Annotated in this window: 25 protein-coding genes; all 25 read left to right on the top strand. The window is 42.2% G+C overall.

The annotated features are described in order from the left end of the window. A partial coding sequence (locus A7D14_RS14095; RefSeq protein ID WP_067035929.1) for a hypothetical protein occupies positions 1-360 on the top strand: 360 nt, incomplete at its 5' end. Between the two features lie 24 nt (positions 361-384). Next, the gene (locus A7D14_RS14090) at positions 385-627 is read left to right on the top strand and encodes a hypothetical protein (RefSeq protein ID WP_067035924.1); all 243 of its coding nucleotides are present in this window, start codon (positions 385-387) and stop codon (positions 625-627) included. A gap of 14 nt (positions 628-641) precedes the next feature. Beyond that, positions 642-857 carry a heavy-metal-associated domain-containing protein gene (locus A7D14_RS14085; protein WP_067035921.1) on the top strand — a complete coding sequence of 72 codons (216 nt, stop codon included), beginning with the start codon at positions 642-644 and terminating at the stop codon, positions 855-857. A gap of 25 nt (positions 858-882) precedes the next feature. Further along, positions 883-1,101: an SHOCT domain-containing protein gene (locus tag A7D14_RS14080; RefSeq protein ID WP_067035918.1), complete on the top strand. Its 219-nt coding sequence runs from the start codon at positions 883-885 to the stop codon at positions 1,099-1,101. Between the two features lie 15 nt (positions 1,102-1,116). Beyond that, complete coding sequence (locus A7D14_RS14075) at positions 1,117-1,389, top strand: DUF5676 family membrane protein (RefSeq protein WP_067035915.1); 273 nt, start codon at positions 1,117-1,119, stop codon at positions 1,387-1,389. A 63-nt stretch (positions 1,390-1,452) separates the two neighbouring features. Continuing rightward, complete coding sequence (locus A7D14_RS14070) at positions 1,453-2,094, top strand: lycopene cyclase domain-containing protein (protein WP_255307467.1); 642 nt, start codon at positions 1,453-1,455, stop codon at positions 2,092-2,094. A gap of 53 nt (positions 2,095-2,147) precedes the next feature. Next, the gene (locus A7D14_RS14065; RefSeq protein WP_067035909.1) at positions 2,148-2,624 is read left to right on the top strand and encodes a universal stress protein; all 477 of its coding nucleotides are present in this window, start codon (positions 2,148-2,150) and stop codon (positions 2,622-2,624) included. Between the two features lie 22 nt (positions 2,625-2,646). Beyond that, a complete protein-coding gene (locus tag A7D14_RS14060; RefSeq protein ID WP_067035907.1) occupies positions 2,647-3,999 on the top strand; it encodes an NAD(P)/FAD-dependent oxidoreductase in 1,353 nt (450 codons plus the stop codon). A 27-nt stretch (positions 4,000-4,026) separates the two neighbouring features. Further along, positions 4,027-5,043 carry a type II glyceraldehyde-3-phosphate dehydrogenase gene (locus A7D14_RS14055; RefSeq protein WP_067035904.1) on the top strand — a complete coding sequence of 339 codons (1,017 nt, stop codon included), beginning with the start codon at positions 4,027-4,029 and terminating at the stop codon, positions 5,041-5,043. An 8-nt stretch (positions 5,044-5,051) separates the two neighbouring features. Continuing rightward, positions 5,052-6,113, top strand: a complete 1,062-nt coding sequence (locus A7D14_RS14050; protein WP_067035901.1) for a class I fructose-bisphosphate aldolase — start codon at positions 5,052-5,054, stop codon at positions 6,111-6,113. Positions 6,114-6,126: 13 nt separating this feature from the next. Further along, a complete protein-coding gene (locus A7D14_RS14045; RefSeq protein ID WP_067035898.1) occupies positions 6,127-7,476 on the top strand; it encodes a dicarboxylate/amino acid:cation symporter in 1,350 nt (449 codons plus the stop codon). Further along, complete coding sequence (locus A7D14_RS14040; protein ID WP_067035894.1) at positions 7,473-8,444, top strand: ATP-dependent 6-phosphofructokinase; 972 nt, start codon at positions 7,473-7,475, stop codon at positions 8,442-8,444. Before A7D14_RS14045 ends, A7D14_RS14040 begins: the two co-directional genes overlap by 4 nt. Before the next feature lie 13 nt (positions 8,445-8,457). Beyond that, positions 8,458-9,453 carry a 2-hydroxyacid dehydrogenase gene (locus A7D14_RS14035; protein ID WP_067035891.1) on the top strand — a complete coding sequence of 332 codons (996 nt, stop codon included), beginning with the start codon at positions 8,458-8,460 and terminating at the stop codon, positions 9,451-9,453. A 58-nt stretch (positions 9,454-9,511) separates the two neighbouring features. Next, on the top strand, positions 9,512-10,342 hold the full coding sequence (locus tag A7D14_RS14030; RefSeq protein WP_067035888.1) for a universal stress protein: 831 nt from the start codon (positions 9,512-9,514) through the stop codon (positions 10,340-10,342). Positions 10,343-10,345: 3 nt separating this feature from the next. Further along, entirely contained in the window at positions 10,346-11,188 is an 843-nt protein-coding gene (locus tag A7D14_RS14025; RefSeq protein ID WP_067035885.1) for an ATP cone domain-containing protein, read from the top strand. Between the two features lie 36 nt (positions 11,189-11,224). After that, a complete protein-coding gene (locus A7D14_RS14020; RefSeq protein ID WP_067035882.1) occupies positions 11,225-11,479 on the top strand; it encodes a hypothetical protein in 255 nt (84 codons plus the stop codon). A gap of 13 nt (positions 11,480-11,492) precedes the next feature. Beyond that, complete coding sequence (locus A7D14_RS14015) at positions 11,493-12,884, top strand: MBL fold metallo-hydrolase RNA specificity domain-containing protein (protein WP_067035879.1); 1,392 nt, start codon at positions 11,493-11,495, stop codon at positions 12,882-12,884. A gap of 69 nt (positions 12,885-12,953) precedes the next feature. Further along, positions 12,954-14,456, top strand: coding sequence for a thymidine phosphorylase family protein (locus tag A7D14_RS14010; protein WP_067035877.1), 1,503 nt, complete (start codon positions 12,954-12,956; stop codon positions 14,454-14,456). Positions 14,457-14,467: 11 nt separating this feature from the next. Then, the gene (locus A7D14_RS14005) at positions 14,468-15,361 is read left to right on the top strand and encodes a ribose-phosphate pyrophosphokinase (protein ID WP_067035874.1); all 894 of its coding nucleotides are present in this window, start codon (positions 14,468-14,470) and stop codon (positions 15,359-15,361) included. Positions 15,362-15,393: 32 nt separating this feature from the next. Continuing rightward, entirely contained in the window at positions 15,394-16,011 is a 618-nt protein-coding gene (locus A7D14_RS14000; protein WP_237685876.1) for a hypothetical protein, read from the top strand. A 3-nt stretch (positions 16,012-16,014) separates the two neighbouring features. Beyond that, positions 16,015-16,308, top strand: coding sequence for a phosphoribosylpyrophosphate synthetase (locus A7D14_RS13995; protein ID WP_067035869.1), 294 nt, complete (start codon positions 16,015-16,017; stop codon positions 16,306-16,308). Positions 16,309-16,325: 17 nt separating this feature from the next. Then, the gene (locus A7D14_RS13990; protein WP_176712428.1) at positions 16,326-18,476 is read left to right on the top strand and encodes a copper-translocating P-type ATPase; all 2,151 of its coding nucleotides are present in this window, start codon (positions 16,326-16,328) and stop codon (positions 18,474-18,476) included. Beyond that, on the top strand, positions 18,476-19,735 hold the full coding sequence (locus A7D14_RS13985; protein ID WP_067035866.1) for an MFS transporter: 1,260 nt from the start codon (positions 18,476-18,478) through the stop codon (positions 19,733-19,735). Before A7D14_RS13990 ends, A7D14_RS13985 begins: the two co-directional genes overlap by 1 nt. Before the next feature lie 2 nt (positions 19,736-19,737). Then, on the top strand, positions 19,738-20,931 hold the full coding sequence (locus tag A7D14_RS13980) for a phospholipase D-like domain-containing protein (RefSeq protein ID WP_067035864.1): 1,194 nt from the start codon (positions 19,738-19,740) through the stop codon (positions 20,929-20,931). A 174-nt stretch (positions 20,932-21,105) separates the two neighbouring features. After that, positions 21,106-21,558: a pyridoxamine 5'-phosphate oxidase family protein gene (locus tag A7D14_RS13975; protein WP_067035861.1), complete on the top strand. Its 453-nt coding sequence runs from the start codon at positions 21,106-21,108 to the stop codon at positions 21,556-21,558. Positions 21,559-21,747 lie beyond the last annotated feature (189 nt).

Below are 21,747 nucleotides of genomic sequence, written 5' to 3'. Positions count from 1 at the left end.
GCCAGTAACCACAGTTACATGACTGAATTCATGGACAACATGCAAGGCAACGACCATGCCATGCAGATGATGCAGGGCAATCAAAAGATGATGGGTACTATGATACAGGGCCAGGGAATACAGATGATGATGAAAGATAGTATGATGATGAAAAACATGATGCAATCCATGATGCAAGATGGAAAAATGATAGGCAATATGATGCAAATGATGCACGAAAAGGGCATGATGAGCGAAGATTGTATGGAGTCTTGTAAGAAGATGATGGGCGACAAGGGAATGGATATGAAAGGAATGGGCATGATGGACGGTTCAAATAAAATGGAACCATCTGAGCAAGACCATTCTGAACACCATTAAGGATTAACTTTTAAATTTTCGATTATGAAAAATCATTGGATATGGATGATACTAGGTTGCGGACTTCCGCTTCTTTTCATCTTTTTTGCACCAGCATTCGGCATTAAAGGCAACCTCACACTGTTTACGTTCATAGTAATCATGTTCGCGGTGCATCTCTTGATGCCTATGAGACATGGTGGCCATACCCATGGGCTAACGGAGGATAACCTTAAAAGAAAAAAGGAAGAAAAGGAAAAGCACGACCAAAAACAGCATCAACACTGAAATCCGCAAAAAAAATGAAAAGAAAATATCAAATAGACGGAATCAGTTGTGGCGGTTGCATAACAAAGGTCAAAAAAGTATTGGAGTCTCATGAAGACATTGAGGAGGCAAAGATTTTTTTAAGTCCGAAAGGAGTCGCCAAGATCAGTATGAAATCGAACCTTTCGGTCGATGATCTGCAGAAACAGTTGAATCGACTTGAAGGTTATACAATTTCAGAATTGAATTAATTACTAACATTTAAAACTTTTAGCTATGCACTATTTCGAAGGACATTGGGGCGGCATGCACATTATATGGTGGATTATCTGGCTCGTACTACTGGTGTGGATTTTCTTTATCCCGTATGACGTACCCTACCAAAAATCGAGCAATGAAGATCCCATGCAAATTCTAAAAAAACGATTTGCAAAAGGAGAAATTACCAAGGAAGAATATGAAGATTCAAAAAAAACCTTGGAAACGGACAAATAACTAAAAACAGAAATCATGAACCGTATAAACATTAAAAAATTCGGATTTGCATTCGGTCTCACTGCCGCCATCCTCTACATTGGCTGTATGGTCGTCATGTTTACGGCCGGCAGGGAAGGTACCATAGATTTTTTCAACAGCCTGCTCCATGGGCTTGACACAACCAGTATTATTCGCATGGATGTTCCTTTTTGGGAAGCTATAATTGGGATGATCCAAACATTCATTATCGGATGGCTGACAGGAGCGCTGATCGCAGCTTTTTACAATGCACAGCTAAAACGATAAATGCAGTACGTCTGGTTCATATGGTCCCTTATTATTCTAGCCCTCTGGGGCGTGGTCTATCTAATGAAGAAAGATTCTCGAAGAGAAATGCTGAAGATGAGTTGGATAACCATGCCCTTTGGGCTTACCGAACCCCTTTTTGTTCCCCAATATTGGCATCCGCCATCGCTTTTCGATTTGGCAATAAAGACAGGGTTCGATATTGAAAGCCTAATCTTCTCTTTTGCCATAGGGGGCATAGGCACGGTAATCTACAATCTTATTTTTAAGCGAAAGTATGTTGAAATACCGCATACCGAACGGAAACATGAAAGGCACCGGTTGCACCTATATATCCTTTTCGTACCGGCAGTAGTGTTTTTGGTATTGGCCCTGTTCACGCCTTTGAATCATATCTACTGTGGAATATTGGCCATGTTTTTGGGTGGAATGGCCACGCTATACTGCCGTCCGGATTTAAAGACCAAAATCTGGATAAGTGGATTTCTGTTCACGGCATTGTACTTTGTTTATTTTGGAAGTATACTCCCGTTCTATCCCAACTATGTAGAACTTTTCTGGAATCTGGAAAACCTTAGTGATATTCTAGTGGCCGGCATTCCAATTGAAGAGCTTTTGTTCGCTTTTACTTTCGGAATGTACTGGTCAGGGCTATACGAGCATTTGTATTGGAAAAAATTGATGAAACCCTTGGCCATAAGTTGATTTGGCAATATGGGAATTAACATAATTAATCATGAACAAATAAATCTACAAAGATGAAAATACTATTGGCAATAGATGGTTCTGACTTTAGTAAAGTCGCCATAGATGAACTTGCGACGCTGCCGTTCCCTGCGGGTACCGAAGTATGTATTTTGAATGTGTTCGAAAATCCCATGTTGGCCGCTCCTGGTGCCCTACCCTTGGGCGGCACGCTTGGAAATTATTATGAAGAAACCGTCTCCAGTGCGAAAAAATCGGCAGAAGATCTTGTTAATGAAGCTTCAAAATCATTAAGGGACAAGAATGACGTATTGTCGATAACAACAGCCGTGGTAGAGGGGCTTCCCAAAAGTGCAATTTTAGAAAAGACCGAAGCCTTTGATACCGATTTGATCATAGTCGGGTCGCAGGGCCATGGCGCATTCTCTAGATTTTTGCTCGGCTCGGTTTCCCAGTCCTTGGCAACACATGCCGACTGTTCCGTCATGATAGTCCGAAAACGCGGTTCAAAAGAGAAAAACAACTATTGAAAAGTTAACAGGCAAGAACCAAATGTTAGACGATAGCAAAAACAATACACGCAAAGTGACGGATGCAATCTGCTTGCCGCATTCCAGGTTCCCAAGAATAGTCATTGTAGGTGGTGGCTTTGCGGGTCTGGCATTGGTGGAAGGGTTGAAAAATAAAGATGTTCAGGTGGTACTTATTGACCGCCATAACTTTCATCAGTTTCAGCCCTTATTTTATCAGGTAGCCACCAGTGGGCTTGAACCCGATAGCATTGTATTCCCTTTTAGAAAACAATTCAAGGGATATAAGAATGTGAGCTTCAGGCTGGCCGAGGTAAAGGAAATTCAAAACTCCATCAATACCGTCATAACGGACAAAGGAAAACTTACCTATGATTATCTGGTCTTGGCAACGGGAACAAAGACCAACTTCTTCGGTATGGAAGAAGTGGAAAGAAATAGTTTGGGGATGAAGGATATCCGGGATTCTCTAAATATCCGCCACATGATGCTGCAAAATTTGGAACAGGCCGCGATCACGTGCGATGATGAGGAACGCGATGCCCTCACGAATTTTGTGATCGTGGGTGGCGGTCCCGCCGGAGTAGAAATGGCAGGTGCTTTGGCGGAGTTTTGCAAGTACATCCTTCCTAAAGACTATCCCGAGTATCCTTCCTCCATCATGAACATCTATTTGGTGGAAGCTATGGACGAAGTGCTCTCTGCCATGTCGGACAAAGCTTCTTCAAAAACGCTGACCTATTTAGAGAATCTGAACGTTAAGGTGATGTTGAAAGAATCCGTTAGTAACTATGATGGCAGGGTGGTCAAAACCAAAAGCGGCAAGACCATTTTAGCCAAGAACTTGATTTGGACAGCAGGGGTAACTGGAGATTTTCCAAAAGGATTCGATGAGACGTCTATTGTCAAGGGCAATCGTCTTAAAACGGACCACCACCTAAAAGTTTATGGAATGGACAATGTCTTTGCCATTGGGGATATCGCCGGGGTAATCACAGATGAGACCCCGAAAGGGTATCCCCAAGTAGCCCAAACCGCCATACAACAAGGCAGACATTTGGCCAAAGTACTGCTCAACACCTTGCTTTCAAAGCCTTCAAAACCCTTTACATATAAAGATAAAGGTTCATTGGCCACTGTCGGCAAGAGAAAAGCGGTCGCTGATTTGGGGAAGTTTCATTTCGGTGGCTATGCCGCTTGGCTTTTATGGTCTGTTGTTCACTTGGTCTCCATCAGTGGGTTTAGGAACAAACTATTGGTGGGCTTCAATTGGGCCATCAGCTATTTTACTTACGAAAAAAGTAATAGGGTAATCATAAGAAGTTTCAAAAGAACAAAGAAAGTTGATGCGCAATACACATCAACCCAAGAATAAATATTGAATCACTAAAAACAATTGAAAATGAAAAATATTGCAGTAGTAGGATACGGGGTCATCGGCAAAAGAGTTGCCGATGCCATAAAGGTACAGGATGACATGAAACTAGTCGGGGTTTGCGACATTATCAGCGATTGGCGCATACAGAACGCTGTAAGAAAGGATTATGATATCTATGCGACAACCACCGAAGCGGAAAAACAAATGAAGGCTTCGGGCATTTCGGTAATGGGCAATATGCAGGACTTATTGGATAAAGTGGAACTTGTGGTGGATTGCACCCCAAAAATGATTGCGGCGAAAAACGTGGAAACCTATAAAACACACAATATCAAATTCATTCTGCACGGTGGGGAAAAGCACGAGACAACAGGCCACTCCTTTAGTGCTGAAAACAATTATAACACGGCGTTGAATATCAATGCAACCCGAGTGGTTTCCTGTAATACCACATCAATCCTGAGAACATTGACCGCTTTAAAAAGGGCCGATTTACTGGATTATGCACGTGGCACACTTTTAAGAAGGGCGACCGACCCTTGGGAAAGTCATTTAGGAGGGATTATGAACACCATGGTACCGGAAAAAGAAATCCCGAGCCACCAAGGTCCCGACGCACAGAGCGTGGATCCTGATTTGGATGTCATTACTTCAGCGGTCAAAGTTCCCCAAACCTTGAGCCATATGCATTACTGGAACGTGAAACTAAAGAAAGAAACATCAAAGGAAGAGGTGTTGAACGCCCTCAAAACCTCAAGTAGAATCAAGTTTATTCACTATGATCAAGGCTTGGTCTCCAACAACACCATCAAGGAAATGTTTTTGGATATGGGCAGGCCTTGGGGCGACATGTACGAGGTAGCCCTATGGGAAGATATGCTAAAAGTGGTGGGCGATGAACTCTTTTATGCCTACGTGGTGGACAATCAAGCGATTGTAATTCCCGAGACCATCGACGCCATTCGGGCACTTACCGGAATCGAGATGGATGGTAATAAATCCATCGCTAAGACCAATAAAAGTCTAGGTATTAATCAATAGTTAAAACAATGAACTCTCACGAAAAAATAATAGAGCAGTTGGGGGACAAAGCGTCCTTCTATTTAGATCATGTTAGCGAAAAGATTACCAAGGATGAACTGCAATTGCCCGATAAAAATTTTGTCTCTAAAGTTTTTGTCAACAGCAATCGTAATCCACAAACGCTTCGAAGTCTTGCCCAATTATACGGGCATGGCAACCTGAAGGATACAGGGTATTTAAGCATACTTCCCGTAGATCAGGGAATCGAACATAGTGCCGCTTTTTCCTTCTATAAAAACCCCGATTATTTTGACCCTGAGAATATTATAAAACTTGCCATTGGCGCAGGTTGTAACGGGGTGGCCTCGACTTTTGGTGTATTAGGTCTGTACGCTCGGAAATACGCGCATAAAATACCGTTCATCGTGAAGATAAACCACAATGAACTACTGTCATATCCCAATGCCTACGACCAAACCTTGTTCGGAAAGGTCAAGGACGCTTGGGATATGGGCGCAGTTGCTATTGGGGCGACCATATATTTTGGATCTAAGGAAAGTAATCGACAGATAGTGGAGATTGCGGAAGCCTTCGCCGAGGCCCATAATCTGGGCATGGCCACGATTTTGTGGTGTTACACCCGTAACGATGCTTTCAAAACGGATAAAGAGGACTATCACACCGCTGCAGATTTAACGGGACAAGCCAACCACCTTGGGGTAACAATACAGGGGGATATCATCAAACAAAAATTACCCACTACAAATTACGGTTTTAAAGACCTTCAATTTGGGAAATATGACGATGCCATGTATGAAACCCTGACCACCGAACACCCCATCGATTTGTGTCGTTTACAGGTTGCCAATTGCTATATGGGCAAAGTAGGACTGATCAGTTCCGGTGGGGGTTCCAGAGGAGCATCCGATTTGACCGAGGCCATTACAACCGCAATCATAAACAAACGGGCAGGAGGCTCGGGTCTGATACTTGGAAGAAAAGCTTTTCAACGACCCATTAAGGAAGGGGTAGAATTATTGCATGCAGTCCAAAGTGTTTATTTGGAGGAGAAAATAACGATAGCCTAAGTGATAAAATACCATGTTCGAAACTGAAATAAAATCTTTAAAATCACTCAACCATTACTTGCAGAGACTGGTAGAGAGCAGGCTATGGCTAAAAGTGATTATCGCTTTGTTTTTGGGTGTAGGTTTCGGGTTGTTATTAAGTCCTCAAAACGGTTGGGTCAGTAAGGCGACTGCCGATATGTTGGGAAATTGGTTGGCCCTACCGGGAATGCTCTTCCTTAAATTGGTGCAGATGATAATGATTCCCTTGATTGTGGCTTCCATCATTACGGGCATAGCCAGTAACGACAAGGAAAATCTAAAAAAGTTGGGGGGTGGTGTGCTCTTATATTTTATATCAACAACAATTATATCAGTAACCATAGGAACGTTGCTAGCCGCACTGTTCAGACCTGGAAAGTATCTGCACCAACAGGCGGAAATGGATCATGCAAATGCATTGGCCGATACTGCCGAAAGTTCGGAACTATCCTTTGGAATAAATGATATTCCGAATGCCATAACGGATCTACTGCCCGAAAACCCATTGGCCTCCATGGTAAGTGGCGAAATGTTGAGCATTGTCATTTTTACCATTATAATAGGGGTAGCCGTTCTGTCGTTACCCAATGATTTGCTCAAACCAGTAAAATTACTTTTGAGTGCCGTACAGGAAATCTGTATGACCGTAGTAAAATGGGCCATGTTGTTGGTGCCGGTGGCAGTATTCGGATTGATGGCCCAGCTTACATCCAGTGTCGGGTTAAGCTCCCTTTCAGGATTGGGTTTTTATGTGCTCGTTGTACTGTTGGGCCTATTTATGTTGATTGTTATCTACCTCTTATTGGTAAGCACACTTGGCCGGACTAATCCTCTTAAATTTTTGAGAAAGATTACGGATGTCCAACTTTTAGCATTCTCGACTACAAGTTCTGCCGCGGTCATGCCCTTATCGCTGAAAACAGCAGAGGAAGAACTGAAAGTAGATAGCTCTATCAGTAATTTCATAATTCCGATCGGGGCTACTGTAAATATGGATGGGACGGCCCTCTATCAGACCATAACCACTTTATTCATAGCACAGGCTTACGGATTAGAAATGGACCTTTTAAATATTATTGTCGTCGTCGTTACGATAGTTGCGGCCTCAATCGGAACCCCGGCCATACCTGGAGGTGGCGTTGTCATACTGGCTTCGGTACTATCGGGGGCCGGAATACCTTCTGAGGGAATTATCATAATAATCGGGGTGGAGCGCTTGCTCGGCATGTTCCGAACTGCAGTGAATGTTACCGGAGACTTAACGGCTTGTATGGTTTTCAATCGGTTTTACGGAAAAATACCCGATCTGATTACCGCTAATCTTAAAACCACTAAATCATGAACACGAATATGAAACATATTGGGGTATTTACCTCGGGAGGGGATTCCCCAGGCATGAATGCAGCTTTATTTGCCATTGCAAAAACTGCCGAAGTGAACAGCATAAAATTAAGTGGTTTTCGTAAAGGTTATGAAGGCCTAATCGATGGGGATTTAGTCGAATTGGATACCCAGGAACTTCAAAAATTAGTGCATCGGGGCGGTACTTTTCTTAAGACCGCACGAAGCGCAAGATTCCTAACTAAAGAGGGAAGACAGCAGGCCCTGGAGAACCTTCGGAAAAATAACATCGATGCACTTATCGCCGTGGGCGGGGATGGTACTTTTAAAGGGCTGCTCGCCTTTTCGGAGATTTGCGAACTACCATTTATCGGTATTCCAGGTACCATAGACAATGACATGGCCGGAACCGACTTCACCTTGGGCTTTGATTCCGCAGTGAATACGGCAATCGAAAACATTGATAAGATCAGGGACACAGCAGAATCACATAACCGAATATTTCTAATTGAGGTAATGGGAAGGGACTGCGGATATATAGCAATGCATTCTGGGTTGGGCGTAGGTGCCGATGCCATTTTAGTGCCGGAAAGTGGACAAGATTTTGTCCGTTTGCTCGAAAAGGCAAGTGTTTATGATAGCGAAGAAGCCTTCATAGCCGTTGTTGCCGAAGGCGATGAACTTGGTGCCGAAATAGCGGCATCAAAGATTAAAGAATTAAATCCGAAGCTAGACCTCCGTATCACAAAACTGGGGCATGTGCAACGCGGTGGAAACCCTTCCGCTGCCGATCGTATGTTGGGGATAAGACTTGGGGCAGCTTCGGTAAAGGCCCTTTTACAAGAAAAAAAGAGCGTTATGGTCGGTATTCTCAACAACGAACTTAGCCTCACGCCTTTTGACCAAGTGGTAAAACAACACCAGGTACAAGACGAGTTGTACGAACTCGTAAAGATTTTTGGTAAATAAAATTAAAACGCAAATGAAAACAACGGTATTCAGCACCCATAAGTTTGAAGAATCCTATTTAACATCCGCCAATGACGGCAAACATGAATTGAGGCTACTAGAGGAACGATTATCCGAGCATACCGTTCCCTTGGCAAAAGGCTCGGAGGCCATCAGTCTATTTACAGGGGATGATGCATCCGCCAACGTACTGGAAAAATTAGGTGCGTTCGGAGTCAAATACATAGCTCTTCGTTCGGCAGGCTACAATCATGTGGATATGGAAAAGGCGGATGAAATGAACATCAAGGTGGCTCGTGTTCCCGCATATTCGCCTTACGCCATCGCAGAACACACGGTCGCACTCATATTGGCTTTGAACAGAAAACTAATTAGGGCCAATAATAGAGTGCGTGAACAAAACTTTTCCTTAAACGGACTCACTGGTTTTGACTTGAACGGCAAAACGGTTGGGGTATTGGGCACCGGAAAGATTGGCGCAGTCTTGGTCAAAATCCTTCATGGGTTTGGCTGTAAAATTCTAGCCTATGATGTCAACAAGGATGAAGACCTAGTAGAAAAATTTGGTGCCCGCTATACCGATTGTAGAACATTATGTGCCGAATCGGATATTATCAGTCTTCACGTGCCTTTGGCTACCGACACGAAACATTTAATAGATGCCGAGCAAATTGGGGTCATGAAAAAAGGTGTTATGCTCATCAATACGAGCAGGGGCGGTCTGGTAGATACCAAAGCGGTCATCGATGGACTAAAAACCGGAAAGGTCGGGTTCTTTGGTATGGATGTCTATGAAGAAGAGGAAGGACTGTTTTTCGAAGACCATTCTGACGAGATTTTACAGGACGATGTAATCGCTCGTTTGATGACCTTCAATAATGTTCTGATAACGAGCCATCAGGCCTTCTTGACCGATACGGCACTGACGAATATTGCCGAAACCACCATACATAATCTGGATTGTTTTGAAAAACAAATCGACTCGGGAAACGAAGTAGCCAGCAAATAAAACGACAAGCTTCCATAGGAAGTACTTAAATCTATATAAACCTAAAAACAATAGCACTATGAAAAATATACTCGTACCCACGGATTTCTCAGAAAACTGCAACAAAGCCGCCGATTTGGGCATTGAAATGGCCAAACTTTATAATGCGGAAATTCATTTTTTCCATTTGTTAAAGACTCCTGTCGATTGGGTCAAATTGGATAAGCAAAAGGAAAAACGGTATCCAGAAACCCTCAAAAAAATTGGAAAAGCGAAAGCCTCGTTACGTGAACTGGAAAAAAAGGCCGAAAAAGAACATCTAAAATGCCAAACCTTTTTACAATTTCATGTAGATCAAGACAACATTCTGAAACATTCGGGTCATTATGACCATGATTTCATCGTTACAGGAAGCAGTGGCACCAAAGGCATAGTTCGTGAACTTCTTGGTAGCAACGTAGAGCGTTTGGTAAGAAAATCCGATGTGCCGGTCGTTGTGGTAAAAGAAGATGATGTAAGGTTTCCTTTCAAGGATATCGTTTTCGTTTCAGATTTTATGGAAGATGTGGGCAGTGCTTTTAGGGCAGTACTCTCCATCGCAGAAAAATGTAATGCGAAAATTCATCTATTACGCATCAACACGGCATCGGACCATAATAGTATCGCCCTTGGCCTAGATCCCATACGAAAGTTTTTGGAGGGTTTTCCAGAACTCAAGAATTTCTCCATGAACGTGTATAACGAAAACCAAGTTGAAACGGGCATCAATACATATTTGAAACACAACAAAGCGGACCTGATCGCCATGTGTACACATGGGAATACAGGATTTTTAAGTTTGTTCTCAAAAAGCATTACAGAAGGGGTCGCCAACCATTCTTCGCTACCAGTGATGACCATTAAAATATAGAGAATGACCCAGCAGGTACAGATAAGAAAATATTCCGGTGAACTTGAGGAATTCGATATCAAAAAGCTCATCAAATCATTGCGCCGTTCAAAGGCTGACGAAACGCTTGTTCAAGAAATTGCCAATGAAATTAGGGACAGGGTATCCCATGGCATGACCACCAAAGAAATATACCGAAGTGCCTTTAGGATGCTAAAGAGCAAGGCCCGTGTGAGCGCTTCGCGGTATAAACTAAAAAAAGCCCTTATGGAACTCGGGCCTTCGGGTTATCCCTTTGAAAAATTTGTTGGGGCCCTATTGAGTCAAGAAGGTTTTGATACAAAAGTCGGGGTAATCGTTCAAGGCAATTGTGTACAGCATGAAGTGGATGTGATAGCTGAAAAAGACAACAAGCATTATATGATTGAATGTAAATACCATAGTGATCAGGGCCGGTTTTGCAATGTGAAAATCCCGCTCTATATCCATTCAAGATTTTTGGATGTGGAAAAACAATGGGAAAAACAGCAAGGCCATAAAACCAAGTTTCATCAAGGGGGTGTTTATACCAATACCCGCTTTACCACCGATGCCATACAATATGGTACCTGTGTTGGGCTGATGCTTACAAGTTGGGATTATCCGAAAGGGAACGGTCTGAAAGAACGCATAGACAGATCCGGCCTACATCCCTTAACCTCTTTAACAACATTGACAAAGGCCGAGAAATCCAAATTATTGGATAAGGGCATTGTGCTCTGCAAGGACATTAGCGAAAACCCATCATTTTTGGGGCAAATAGGTATCGCCAAGCAACGACAAAAAAAAATTCTCGAAGATTCAGAAGAATTATGCACAGCACATTAAACCAATAAACATTGATCAATCCTAAAAAGAAAACAGATGAGAACAGAAACATTACAAAAACAGAACAGTATAGACCTAGAGCCATTTTACCAAGCAATGGAAGATGATCCAAGCTTACTTGAAGAGGCCTTCGAAACATTACTGGAGATGGTAAACTCCGAACCCAAATCCACCAAGAAACTAGCCCTTCTCATCAAAGAGGATTTTCATGATCTCTACAAAGAAATAGCGGAGTTATGCCAACCGGACCAAGATAAAGGGAACACACCTTCCTGCTGTGGGGGACACTAAACGGGTACTATAAATGAAAAACAACAAAATAAACATTCACTTTTTAGGAGCTGCTGGAACCGTTACCGGTTCAAAATATCTCTTGGATACCGGCGAACGCAAAATCTTGATTGATTGTGGTCTTTTTCAAGGGCTAAAAGAACTACGTCTAAAAAACTGGGAGTATCCACCCGTTGAAGTCTCGGAAATTGATGCGGTCTTGCTTACGCATGGGCACATGGACCATACAGGCTATCTGCCCAGATTGGTCAAACAGGGTTTTAAGGGGCCCATTTATGGAACGTACCCCACCCTGGACATTGCCAAAATCATATTGAACGATAGTGCCAAGATTCAAGAACAGGAAGCCGAACGGGCCAATAAGGAAGGTTATTCCAAACACAGCCCCGCCGAACCACTTTATGACTTAAAGGATGTTGAAAAAACCGTTCCCTTTTTTAAGGGAGTACCCCCCGGCCAATGGCTGCCCTTAATGAAAAACATAAAGGCTAGATTTCAGTACAACGGCCATATCCTAGGTGCTACCTACATTGAATTGGATGTTCTCGGAAAACGTTTTGTTTTTTCAGGGGATATCGGCAGAACCAACGATTTATTGCTATATCCACCGCTAAAACCAAAAAAGGCGGATGTTCTTTTTATAGAATCGACCTATGGCGGCAGGTTTCATCCCGAAGAGGCGGAGGCACTTCCCGAAATTGAAAAATTGGTCAACAAAACCATTGAAAGGGGCGGAAGCCTTTTCATACCAAGTTTTTCCGTAGAGCGTGCCCAATTGATGATGCTGATATTTTGGAGGTTGTTAAAACAAAATAAAATTCCCAAAGTACAGATGATTATGGACAGCCCGATGGGGGCCAACGTACTGGAACTGTTCCATCGAACTAGAGACTGGCATAGGTTGGAAGATGCTGAGTGTGACGAAATATGTTCGCACTTTACGGTCGTAAGCAGTTATCGGGAAACAATGGAATTGAGAAGCGATGATACACCTAAAATCGTCATCGCTGGAAGCGGAATGCTCACGGGAGGTAGAATGCTTAATTACTTGGAAACCCAGGCGCAAAAACCAAAAAACACCTTGCTTTTTGTTGGGTATCAAGCAGAAGGTACTCGGGGACGGAAATTGTTGGACGGCGACAGGGAATTGAGAGTGTACGGAAAAACAGTATCCTTTCAAATGGAGGTGGCAGAAATAGAAGGGCTTTCGGCGCATGCCGACCATGCCGAACTATTGGATTGGCTAAGCAAGGTCGAACAGAAACCGGAAAGGATATTTATTGTTCACGGAGAGAAGGAAGGTGCGGAGGCATTGCAAAAAGGCATTAAGGAAACTTATGATTGGGATTCTGAAATTCCCAAATTATATAGCATTGAATCCGTAGAAACTTTTCAAAACAGTTAATGGACTAGATTATAGGAATACTATTGGTGGCATCACCAACACTATTAAAAATAAAATAACGAAAAGGTTATGGAAGAAAAATCGAGTACTTTAAAATATAAACACTTGGGCATTTATACACAGAACGAACATGTGGTTTATATGCGGGAAGATTGCCATGTCTGTGTTTCCGAAGGTTTTGAAGCATTAACCAGAATCCGGGTATCCAATTTCAATACTTCCATCGTTGCCAGTCTTAATGTAATAACGTCGGATGTGCTGCTAGCCGGAGAGATAGGCTTATCGGAAGCGGCGGCGAAAAAATTAAAAGTGTCCGGAAATGAAACACTAAGGGTGTCGCACTTGGAACCTATAGATTCGTTAAGCCATGTAAGGGCCAAAATCTACAATCAAAAACTAGCTTATACGGCCTTCGAAGAAATCATTACAGATATTGTTGAAGGAGATTACTCCAACATTCATCTTTCGGCTTTTATTACGGCCTGTGCCGGAAATAGATTGGATGTCAATGAAATCTCGAATCTCACACAAGCCATGATAGCTTCTGGAAAACAATTGGATTGGAACAAAAAAATCGTAGTCGATAAACATTGTATCGGTGGCTTGCCAGGAAACCGAACAACACCCATCGTTGTAGCCATTGTTGCAGCCTACGGGCTTACCATGCCCAAAACATCATCGAGAGCCATTACTTCCCCGGCAGGAACAGCCGATACCATGGAGGTATTGACCAATGTTACCCTTTCTTTGGAAGAAATCAAAGCAGTTGTTGAAAAAGAAGGCGGATGTTTTGTTTGGGGGGGTACCGCCCAATTAAGTCCGGCAGATGATATGCTCATCAAAATTGAAAAAGCCTTGGATATTGATAGCGAAGGGCAGTTGATTGCATCGGTTCTTTCCAAAAAAGCGGCAGCAGGTTCTACCCATGTGGTCATTGATATTCCTGTCGGCGAAACGGCCAAGGTTCGTACCAATGACGCTGCCATGAAGCTTAAGGAACATCTCGAAGTCGTGGGCAAAGCTGTTGGCCTTACTACAAGAGTAGTTATTACAGATGGCACACAGCCTGTCGGCAGAGGTATTGGTCCAGCCCTTGAAGCAATGGACATCCTTAGTGTACTCAAGAATGAAGTTGATGCACCGAAAGACCTAAGAGAAAGGGCAGTTCTGTTGGCGGGCGAGCTGTTAGAGCTTTCTGGCGAAATCGAATCGGGAAAAGGAAAGCAAACCGCCAGAGGGCTATTGGAATCAGGTAAGGCATATAACAAATTTCTCGCTATCTGTAAAGCCCAAGGTAATTTTAAACAACCTCTCCTAAAACCTTATAAATTCGAAATAAAAGCCAAAAAAACAGGTGTTTTACGGCGTATTGACAATAGAAAGATTGCAAAACTCGCCAAACTTTCAGGTGCGCCCCAATCAAAATCTGCCGGTATTTTACTGAACGTTCATTTGAACGATGAAATAGAAAAAGGCCAGTTGCTGTATACGCTCTTTGCAGAATCGCAAGGTGAGTTGAATTATGCCTTGGAATATTATGAGAACCATGACGATATTATAACAATAGAATAAAAAAAGGACAAATGAAAACTATATTATTCAGTCTTCTGGGAAACCAAGAACTCACGGAATTATTGGCAGAGAAAATGAAAGCGGAAATCGGGGAATGTACCATACGCAAATTTCCGGATGGGGAATCCTACACGCGTATCCTTTCCGATGTAAAAGACAAATGTGTAATCATGGTCTGCACCTTGCACGAACCCGATGAAAAACTATTGCCATTGTATTTTTTAAGCCACACCGCAAAATCTTTGGGCGCGATGTGCACATGCTTGGTGGCTCCCTATTTGGCCTATATGCGGCAAGACAAGGTTTTTCATAAGGGCGAAGGGGTTACTTCTGGGTTTTTCGGAAAATTGATTTCTGGTTTTGCAGATAGCATCACGACCATTGACCCGCATCTACATAGAATACATTCGTTGGGCGAGGTATACAACATTCCGAACAGGGTCATTCATGCAGCGGACGAAATCTCCAAATACATCAAGGAGAACATTCATAATCCGGTACTTATCGGGCCCGATTCCGAAAGTGAGCAATGGGTTTCCGATGTGGCAAAAAAAGCGGGAGTACCCTTCACGGTGTTACAAAAGGTCCGCCATGGCGACCGTGATGTTGAAGTTTCCGTTCCCGATGTAGATAAATATAAGGAAGCGACGCCAGTTTTAGTAGACGACATCATTTCTACGGCCCGGACCATGATAGAAACTACGGAGCATTTGAAAAGTGCGGGAATGAAACCTGCAATATGCATTGGCATTCATGCCGTATTTTCAGGAAATGCCTATCAAGATTTGTGGGACGCTTATGTGGAGGACATCATTACCTGCAACACGATTCCACACCAGTCAAATAAAATTGATTTGAGCGATGTGATCGCCAAGGAAGTAAAAGAGTTGATGCACCACATATGAAAATAGGATTGCACTTAATAGTATACGTTTTTATGATTTTTTCCGCATACCCACAAGATAAAATGTTGATTGGACAATTGTCCGATAGATTGGTGGTACGGGAAAATTTTGATAAAAATGGAGACTTTCTGAACAAGCAAACTTTTAAAGCCGGAAAGCTAAAAGAAGCCAATGGTTACTATGAAATTGTTGTCACAACCGAGCTTTTTGATGAAAAAGGCACCCCGACCGATAAATATACCACCACTTACCGATGCAAACCGGATGAATCCAGTATTATAGTAATGGCCTTCCCTTTTTCAAAGCCAAAATCCAAGGAAACCGAAATCAATACAGTGTCCAAAAATTTCAAGGAACTCTATGACCTTGGGAACTTAGAGAATGTTGAACTCGAAATGAGCTTTGATTCGGGATTGTTGAACTTCTTTGGTTCCAACAGTAAGATTAAAATTTATGACCGCGTGTTGGAATCTAACGGAAATGGGAAAACAATCAAATCCAAAATCAATATTAAGGCCTATGCCATTGGTATACGAATTAAACAATTGGACTATGTTGCAAGTGAAAAACTTACAAGTGAGAACTTGTTATCATTCCAGAAATTTACCGAGAAAGACGGCAGCTATTTTACGATGACATACAAACAATAAATTATGAGAAACTATGACACCCTATCAGAAGCAATTAATGACTTACAGATCAGGGGATATACCTATGATTTCAATTTGGCCCCCGACTGTATAAAATGTGCTTCATTGGAATTGGAAATCCATCCCGAAGAATTTGATGTGGATGAAACCCATCGTTTTGAAGGTATGAGCAGTACGGACGATAACAGTGTTCTTTATGCCATTTCATCAAAAGATGGTATAAAGGGGCTTTTGGTAGATGCCTATGGGGTCTATGCTGAAAATATCTCGGAAGCAATGCGAAAAAAATTACGATAACCCTTAAATAGAATACTATGGACAATCACGAAGAGCAAAAGAACAAAAAAATGGACCATTCTAAAATGAATCACGACAAAGATGACCATTCAAAAATGGATCACTCGAAAATGGAAGACCCAAAATCGGACGACCATAGCAAGATGGATCATAGTAAAATGGATCACGGTTCTGGCGACCATTCAGGTCATAATCCAGGTCACGGTCAAATGGGTCACGACCATCACAAAATGATGATTGCCGATTTTCGAAAACGGTTTTGGGTAACGCTCGTGCTAACCATTCCCATATTGTTCTTCTCGCCAATGATACAGGAGTTTTTCGGATATGAATTTCTCTTACCAGGAAACCCATATATCCTATTTGCACTATCTACCATCGTCTATTTCTATGGAGGTTGGCCTTTCTTAAAAGGTTTTTGGTCAGAGGTCAAAAAGGGTGCACCTGGAATGATGACCCTAATTTCCATGGCCATAAGCGTTGCCTACTTTTATAGTACTGCCACAGTATTCGGACTAAGAGGTGAAGATTTTTTCTGGGAACTTTCAACACTGATCGCAATTATGCTTTTAGGCCATTGGATAGAAATGAAAAGTGTGCTAGGTGCATCAAAAGCCTTACAGCTATTAGTAAGTATGATGCCCGCCGAAGCCCACAGGGTAAAGGGTGATACTATAGAAGATATTCCCTTGGAAGATTTGTTAAAAGACGATGTGATTTTAGTAAAGCCAGGTGAAAAAGTTCCTGCTGATGGGATTATAGTAGATGGTTCGAGTTACTTAAATGAATCAATGCTTACAGGGGAATCCAAGCCAGTGAAAAAAGATGAGAACGACAAAGTAATTGGAGGCTCAGTAAACGGCAATAGCACCTTAAAGGTTAAGGTAGAACATACCGGAAAGGACAGTTATCTCAACAAAGTAATCACAATGGTTGAGGAAGCGCAAAAGACCAAATCTAAAATGCAGAACCTTTCCGATAGGGCGGCAAAATGGTTGACATACATAGCCCTGGCAATTGGTTTTGGCACATTGGCAGTTTGGTTGATTTTAGGCTTCCCTTTTGTATATGCCTTGGAGAGAATGGTAACGGTTATGGTTATCGCTTGCCCACACGCATTAGGACTTGCCATTCCGTTAGTTGTCGCTATATCTACCGCAGTATCCGCCCAAAATGGCTTACTGATAAGAAATCGAACGGCTTTTGAAGAATCCCGAAAAATATCAGCTTTGTTGTTTGATAAAACCGGAACATTGACCAAAGGTGATTTTGGTGTCACAAGAGTTGAATCGGTTAAACAAGAATATTCAACAGAAGAAATCTTAAGGCTTTCAAGTGCCTTGGAACAGAGCTCGGAACATCCTATTGCAGTTGGAATCATAAAAAAGGTCAAAGAAGATAATATTACAATCCCGAAACCAAAAAACTTTAATGCCATTACTGGTAAAGGTGTAGAGGCCAATGTGGAAGGTAAGCAAGTGAAAGTAGTAAGTCCGGGTTATTTAAGGGATGAAAAAATTGCAATTCCTGAAGATGCCTATAGCGATGCCGCTGAAACGGTGGTTTTTGTTCTAATCGATGGAAAATTGGTCGGTTATATTGCCTTAGCGGATGAGATTAGACCGGAATCCGCTGAAGCCATCAAAATTTTCAAAAAGAACAACATCAAAGTCTTGATGGCCACCGGGGACAATGAAAAAACCGCCAAGGCTGTTAGCGATAAATTAGGGTTGGATGGCTATTATGCCGAGGTACTACCCCATCAAAAAGTGGAAATCGTAAAAGAGTTGGAAAGCAAAGGAGAGTTTGTGGCCATGACGGGCGATGGGGTCAATGACGCACCTGCATTGGCACAAGCCAACGTTGGAATAGCTGTGGGCTCCGGCACCGATGTCGCTGCGGAGACTGCCGACATTATTCTAGTAAACAGTAACCCACAGGATATTGCCAATTTGATTTTGTTCGGCAAGGCCACCTACAACAAGATGATCCAGAACTTGATATGGGCCACCGGCTATAACGTGGTCGCCATCCCATTGGCAGCAGGTGTTTTGTACTCATCAGGCTTTGTACTGGGTCCCGCAGTTGGTGCCGTGTTTATGAGTTTGAGCACCATTATTGTAGCCATTAACGCCCAATTGTTGAAAAGAAAAATTGGGAAAAAGTAATGAATAGAAAGGACAAACTTAACAGGATATTTTTAGTGCTGTTAAGTTTATTTGTGGTAATGCTCGGGTACGGTATTTTATTGCCTACCCTGCCCTATTACACGGAAAGACTGGCTCTAAAAGACAATCTGGATACGGACCTTATCAACTTCCATATCGGAATGTTAACCAGTATTTATCCATTGTTCCAGCTCTTGTTCGTTATCGTCTGGGGCAAGCTTTCCGATAAATACGGCCGTAAACCTATAATACTATTGGGGCTTGTAGGTTTTGTCGTGATGAACTTGCTAACGGGTCTTGCCACTTCCCTGTCGATGCTATATATAGCCCGTATCATAGGGGGCATCTTTACGTCTGCGGTTATTCCTGTCAGTAATGCTTATTTAAGTGATATCACTTCAGAAAAGCGAAGGACCAAAATAATGGCCTGGTCTGGGGTCGCTATCAGTTCCGGTGTGATATTTGGCCCTGTTCTGGGGGGATTTCTGTCGCAAACGAACCTACACTATACATACTCTTTTGGAGTGTTCCACTTAGACCGTTTTTCGGTTCCCTTTATTTTGGCAGCTCTTTTGGGCTTTGTGGTATTGCTGATAATCATAAAATGGCTGAAGAATACCGAAATAAAAAATCGTATTGCTTCTGAGGCAGTCAAATTCAGTTTTTCCCTGAGTAACTATTTTATCATTTTGTTGCTCTTGTCCTTTGTGATGCAGTTCGTGGTTACCTTGTTTGAGACCGTGTTTTCAATTTATGGGAAGGATGAGTTGGCCTTTACAACCAATCAGGTGGGTATTGGTTTTATGCTTTGTGGTTCCGTTATGGCAGTTTTACAGCCTGTATTTGCGACCTATGGAGAAAAAATGCTGACCTCGAAACAGCAAATAACATTGGGGTTATTGATTTCCGGTGTTTCGCTAGTTGTCTTCCCTTTTGTGAGCGGTGAACTATACATTTATGTTACTATAATAATTTTCGCAGCAGGGGGAGCCATGGTAACACCAAACCTGCTTTCGGCAGTTTCTTTGATTTCCAAGGAAAACACGGGAAGGAATATATCCATTCAAAGTTCCACGAATAGTATCGGTCAAATTTTGGGTCCGGTATTGGGGACTTGGCTAATAGCGGGAGGGTTTTATTATCCTTTTATTATTGCCGGTACAACCATTTTGGGTGCTATGGGACTGGTTTATTTTTTGAATCGACCAAATAAAGGGATTGACAGGCCATTATTGGCCGACCAGCATAAAAAAGGGTAGCGATGGACCATCGATATGCACTTAGAAAACGTAGTAAAACAGCACTTCAAAATGCTGTTGACAATTCGAAATATGTTGAATTGGTCCGTTCGGGAGAAGACTATTTTTTAAGGCTGGAAATGTTAATCGATAGGGCAGAAAAAGAAATCCATTTACAGACCTACATTTTTGAAAACGATGACACGGGAAACCGTATAGCCTCCTGTTTAAAGAAAGCCGCTCAACGAAAAGTAAAGGTATATGTCTTATTGGATGCCTATGGTAGCGCTGCATTACCCGATAGTTTTGCCCAGGATTTGGTACAGCATGGTATTTTACTTCGTTTTTTTTCGCCTTTATTCTCCTTGAACAATTTTTATATCGGCAGGCGGATGCATCATAAAATTGCGGTCGCCGATGAAAAAATAGCGTTGATAGGCGGAATCAATATTGCCAATAAATACCACGGAACCACAGGTTCGGAACCTTGGTTGGACTATGCCGTTCAGTTGAATTGCCCGGCAGCTGAAAATCTTCAAAAACTGTGTAGCGACTATTTTTTCAAAAAAGGAAGCTCAAAAAAAATACCACCCGTGTTACATTCGGCAGGTAGGGCACTCGTGGGAATTTTACAGAACGACTGGCTACAGCAAAAAACGGAAGTCTGTGATGCCTACACGAACGCCTTCATTCATGCCGAAAAGGAAATAGTTATCATAGGCTCGTATTTTTTGCCTGGAAGCAGAATAGCAAAGGCATTGAAAAAGGCCTGTAAAAGAGGAATAAAAACAACGGTGATCTTAGCGGGCATTAGCGATGTGCCTTTGGTACGTAGGGCTACCGAACATTTGTACTCCTCTTTTCTAGACCACCATATGAGAATCTATGAGTGGAACAAATCCGTGGTACACGGTAAAGCTGCGGTAGTAGATAATAAATGGTCTACCATAGGCTCATTTAACTTGAACAGTCTTAGTTGTTATGGCAGTATTGAAATGAACGTAGAAGTTCACTCGGTCAATTTTGCCAAAATTCTTCGGGCCGACTTTGAAATGGTTATAAGCCAGTGTAGCGAAATTACAAAGGGGAGTCTAAGACAAAGAGCCGGTATATTCAATAAGTTGGGTAATTGGATTTCTTACCAAATGGTACGCACAGCCATGCTTTTTCTAACCTTTCTTCCGCATTTAAGGTTTTTGAAAAATTATAGGTTATAATATGTTGGCAAGTGGTTAAATGGTTTCGCCTCTTTATCTGTCTGTACGGACAAGGCGATAAATCATGAGGCACAACAACTTAAAAAAGGAAATATATAATCGATGATGGAATACAAGTGGAAACTACACTTTGAAAAACACATAAGCAATCAGTAATATTCAAAAACAATAGCAATGACAGATTTAACAACTAGTGCGATTGAGCGCGTCCTCAGAAACAATTACCTCGGCCACTTGGCCTATCTATGGCAAGGGAAGCCTTATTTGATTCCCATCACCTATTATTTTGATCCTGCCGACAATACGATCATTAGCTATACCTCGGATGGCCATAAAATCAATGCGATGCGAAATAACAACTCGGTTACCGTACAGGTAGAAGAAATACAATCGATGTTCAATTGGGAATCGGCCATGGTGCACGGCACATTCGAAGAACTTGAGGGCAATATTGCCAAACAAAAGTTACACCTTTTTACCGAAGGCGTGAAGAGCATTATCCGTAGAAAAGAACGGAGAGAGGTTGAGTTTATCAATGAATTTTCGAGCAAATTATACGAAAGGGGAAATCCGATTGTCTATCAGGTCAAAATACTTGAGATTTCAGGAAAACGACGGGAAACGTAAAGGCAACATCGCTAATTGGATAGACTTTTTTGGCCTTGACAACCCAATAGGTCTAAATTCCAATGCGAGAATCTTATTTGTATTTTGAAATTATATAGTGAATGGCCATTTAAAACAACTTGGAACCTATCTAACTATAGTTCTGTAAAATAGATGTACTAAATGTTAGGATAAGATGTAACTTTATAT

Source organism: Allomuricauda sp. CP2A, from assembly GCF_001683915.1.
GTDB lineage: Bacteria > Bacteroidota > Bacteroidia > Flavobacteriales > Flavobacteriaceae > Flagellimonas.
The sequence above is the reverse complement of the archived record's forward strand: the minus strand, read 5'-3'. Positions and strand labels throughout refer to the sequence as shown.

Coding starts and splice junctions, on each gene's coding strand:
- A7D14_RS14090 (WP_067035924.1), top strand. CDS start 385: ATGAAAAATCATTGGATATGGATGATACTAGGTTGCGGACTTCCGCTT.
- A7D14_RS14085 (WP_067035921.1), top strand. CDS start 642: ATGAAAAGAAAATATCAAATAGACGGAATCAGTTGTGGCGGTTGCATA.
- A7D14_RS14080 (WP_067035918.1), top strand. CDS start 883: ATGCACTATTTCGAAGGACATTGGGGCGGCATGCACATTATATGGTGG.
- A7D14_RS14075 (WP_067035915.1), top strand. CDS start 1,117: ATGAACCGTATAAACATTAAAAAATTCGGATTTGCATTCGGTCTCACT.
- A7D14_RS14070 (WP_255307467.1), top strand. CDS start 1,453: ATGAAGAAAGATTCTCGAAGAGAAATGCTGAAGATGAGTTGGATAACC.
- A7D14_RS14065 (WP_067035909.1), top strand. CDS start 2,148: ATGAAAATACTATTGGCAATAGATGGTTCTGACTTTAGTAAAGTCGCC.
- A7D14_RS14060 (WP_067035907.1), top strand. CDS start 2,647: ATGTTAGACGATAGCAAAAACAATACACGCAAAGTGACGGATGCAATC.
- A7D14_RS14055 (WP_067035904.1), top strand. CDS start 4,027: ATGAAAAATATTGCAGTAGTAGGATACGGGGTCATCGGCAAAAGAGTT.
- A7D14_RS14050 (WP_067035901.1), top strand. CDS start 5,052: ATGAACTCTCACGAAAAAATAATAGAGCAGTTGGGGGACAAAGCGTCC.
- A7D14_RS14045 (WP_067035898.1), top strand. CDS start 6,127: ATGTTCGAAACTGAAATAAAATCTTTAAAATCACTCAACCATTACTTG.
- A7D14_RS14040 (WP_067035894.1), top strand. CDS start 7,473: ATGAACACGAATATGAAACATATTGGGGTATTTACCTCGGGAGGGGAT.
- A7D14_RS14035 (WP_067035891.1), top strand. CDS start 8,458: ATGAAAACAACGGTATTCAGCACCCATAAGTTTGAAGAATCCTATTTA.
- A7D14_RS14030 (WP_067035888.1), top strand. CDS start 9,512: ATGAAAAATATACTCGTACCCACGGATTTCTCAGAAAACTGCAACAAA.
- A7D14_RS14025 (WP_067035885.1), top strand. CDS start 10,346: ATGACCCAGCAGGTACAGATAAGAAAATATTCCGGTGAACTTGAGGAA.
- A7D14_RS14020 (WP_067035882.1), top strand. CDS start 11,225: ATGAGAACAGAAACATTACAAAAACAGAACAGTATAGACCTAGAGCCA.
- A7D14_RS14015 (WP_067035879.1), top strand. CDS start 11,493: ATGAAAAACAACAAAATAAACATTCACTTTTTAGGAGCTGCTGGAACC.
- A7D14_RS14010 (WP_067035877.1), top strand. CDS start 12,954: ATGGAAGAAAAATCGAGTACTTTAAAATATAAACACTTGGGCATTTAT.
- A7D14_RS14005 (WP_067035874.1), top strand. CDS start 14,468: ATGAAAACTATATTATTCAGTCTTCTGGGAAACCAAGAACTCACGGAA.
- A7D14_RS14000 (WP_237685876.1), top strand. CDS start 15,394: ATGATTTTTTCCGCATACCCACAAGATAAAATGTTGATTGGACAATTG.
- A7D14_RS13995 (WP_067035869.1), top strand. CDS start 16,015: ATGAGAAACTATGACACCCTATCAGAAGCAATTAATGACTTACAGATC.
- A7D14_RS13990 (WP_176712428.1), top strand. CDS start 16,326: ATGGACAATCACGAAGAGCAAAAGAACAAAAAAATGGACCATTCTAAA.
- A7D14_RS13985 (WP_067035866.1), top strand. CDS start 18,476: ATGAATAGAAAGGACAAACTTAACAGGATATTTTTAGTGCTGTTAAGT.
- A7D14_RS13980 (WP_067035864.1), top strand. CDS start 19,738: ATGGACCATCGATATGCACTTAGAAAACGTAGTAAAACAGCACTTCAA.
- A7D14_RS13975 (WP_067035861.1), top strand. CDS start 21,106: ATGACAGATTTAACAACTAGTGCGATTGAGCGCGTCCTCAGAAACAAT.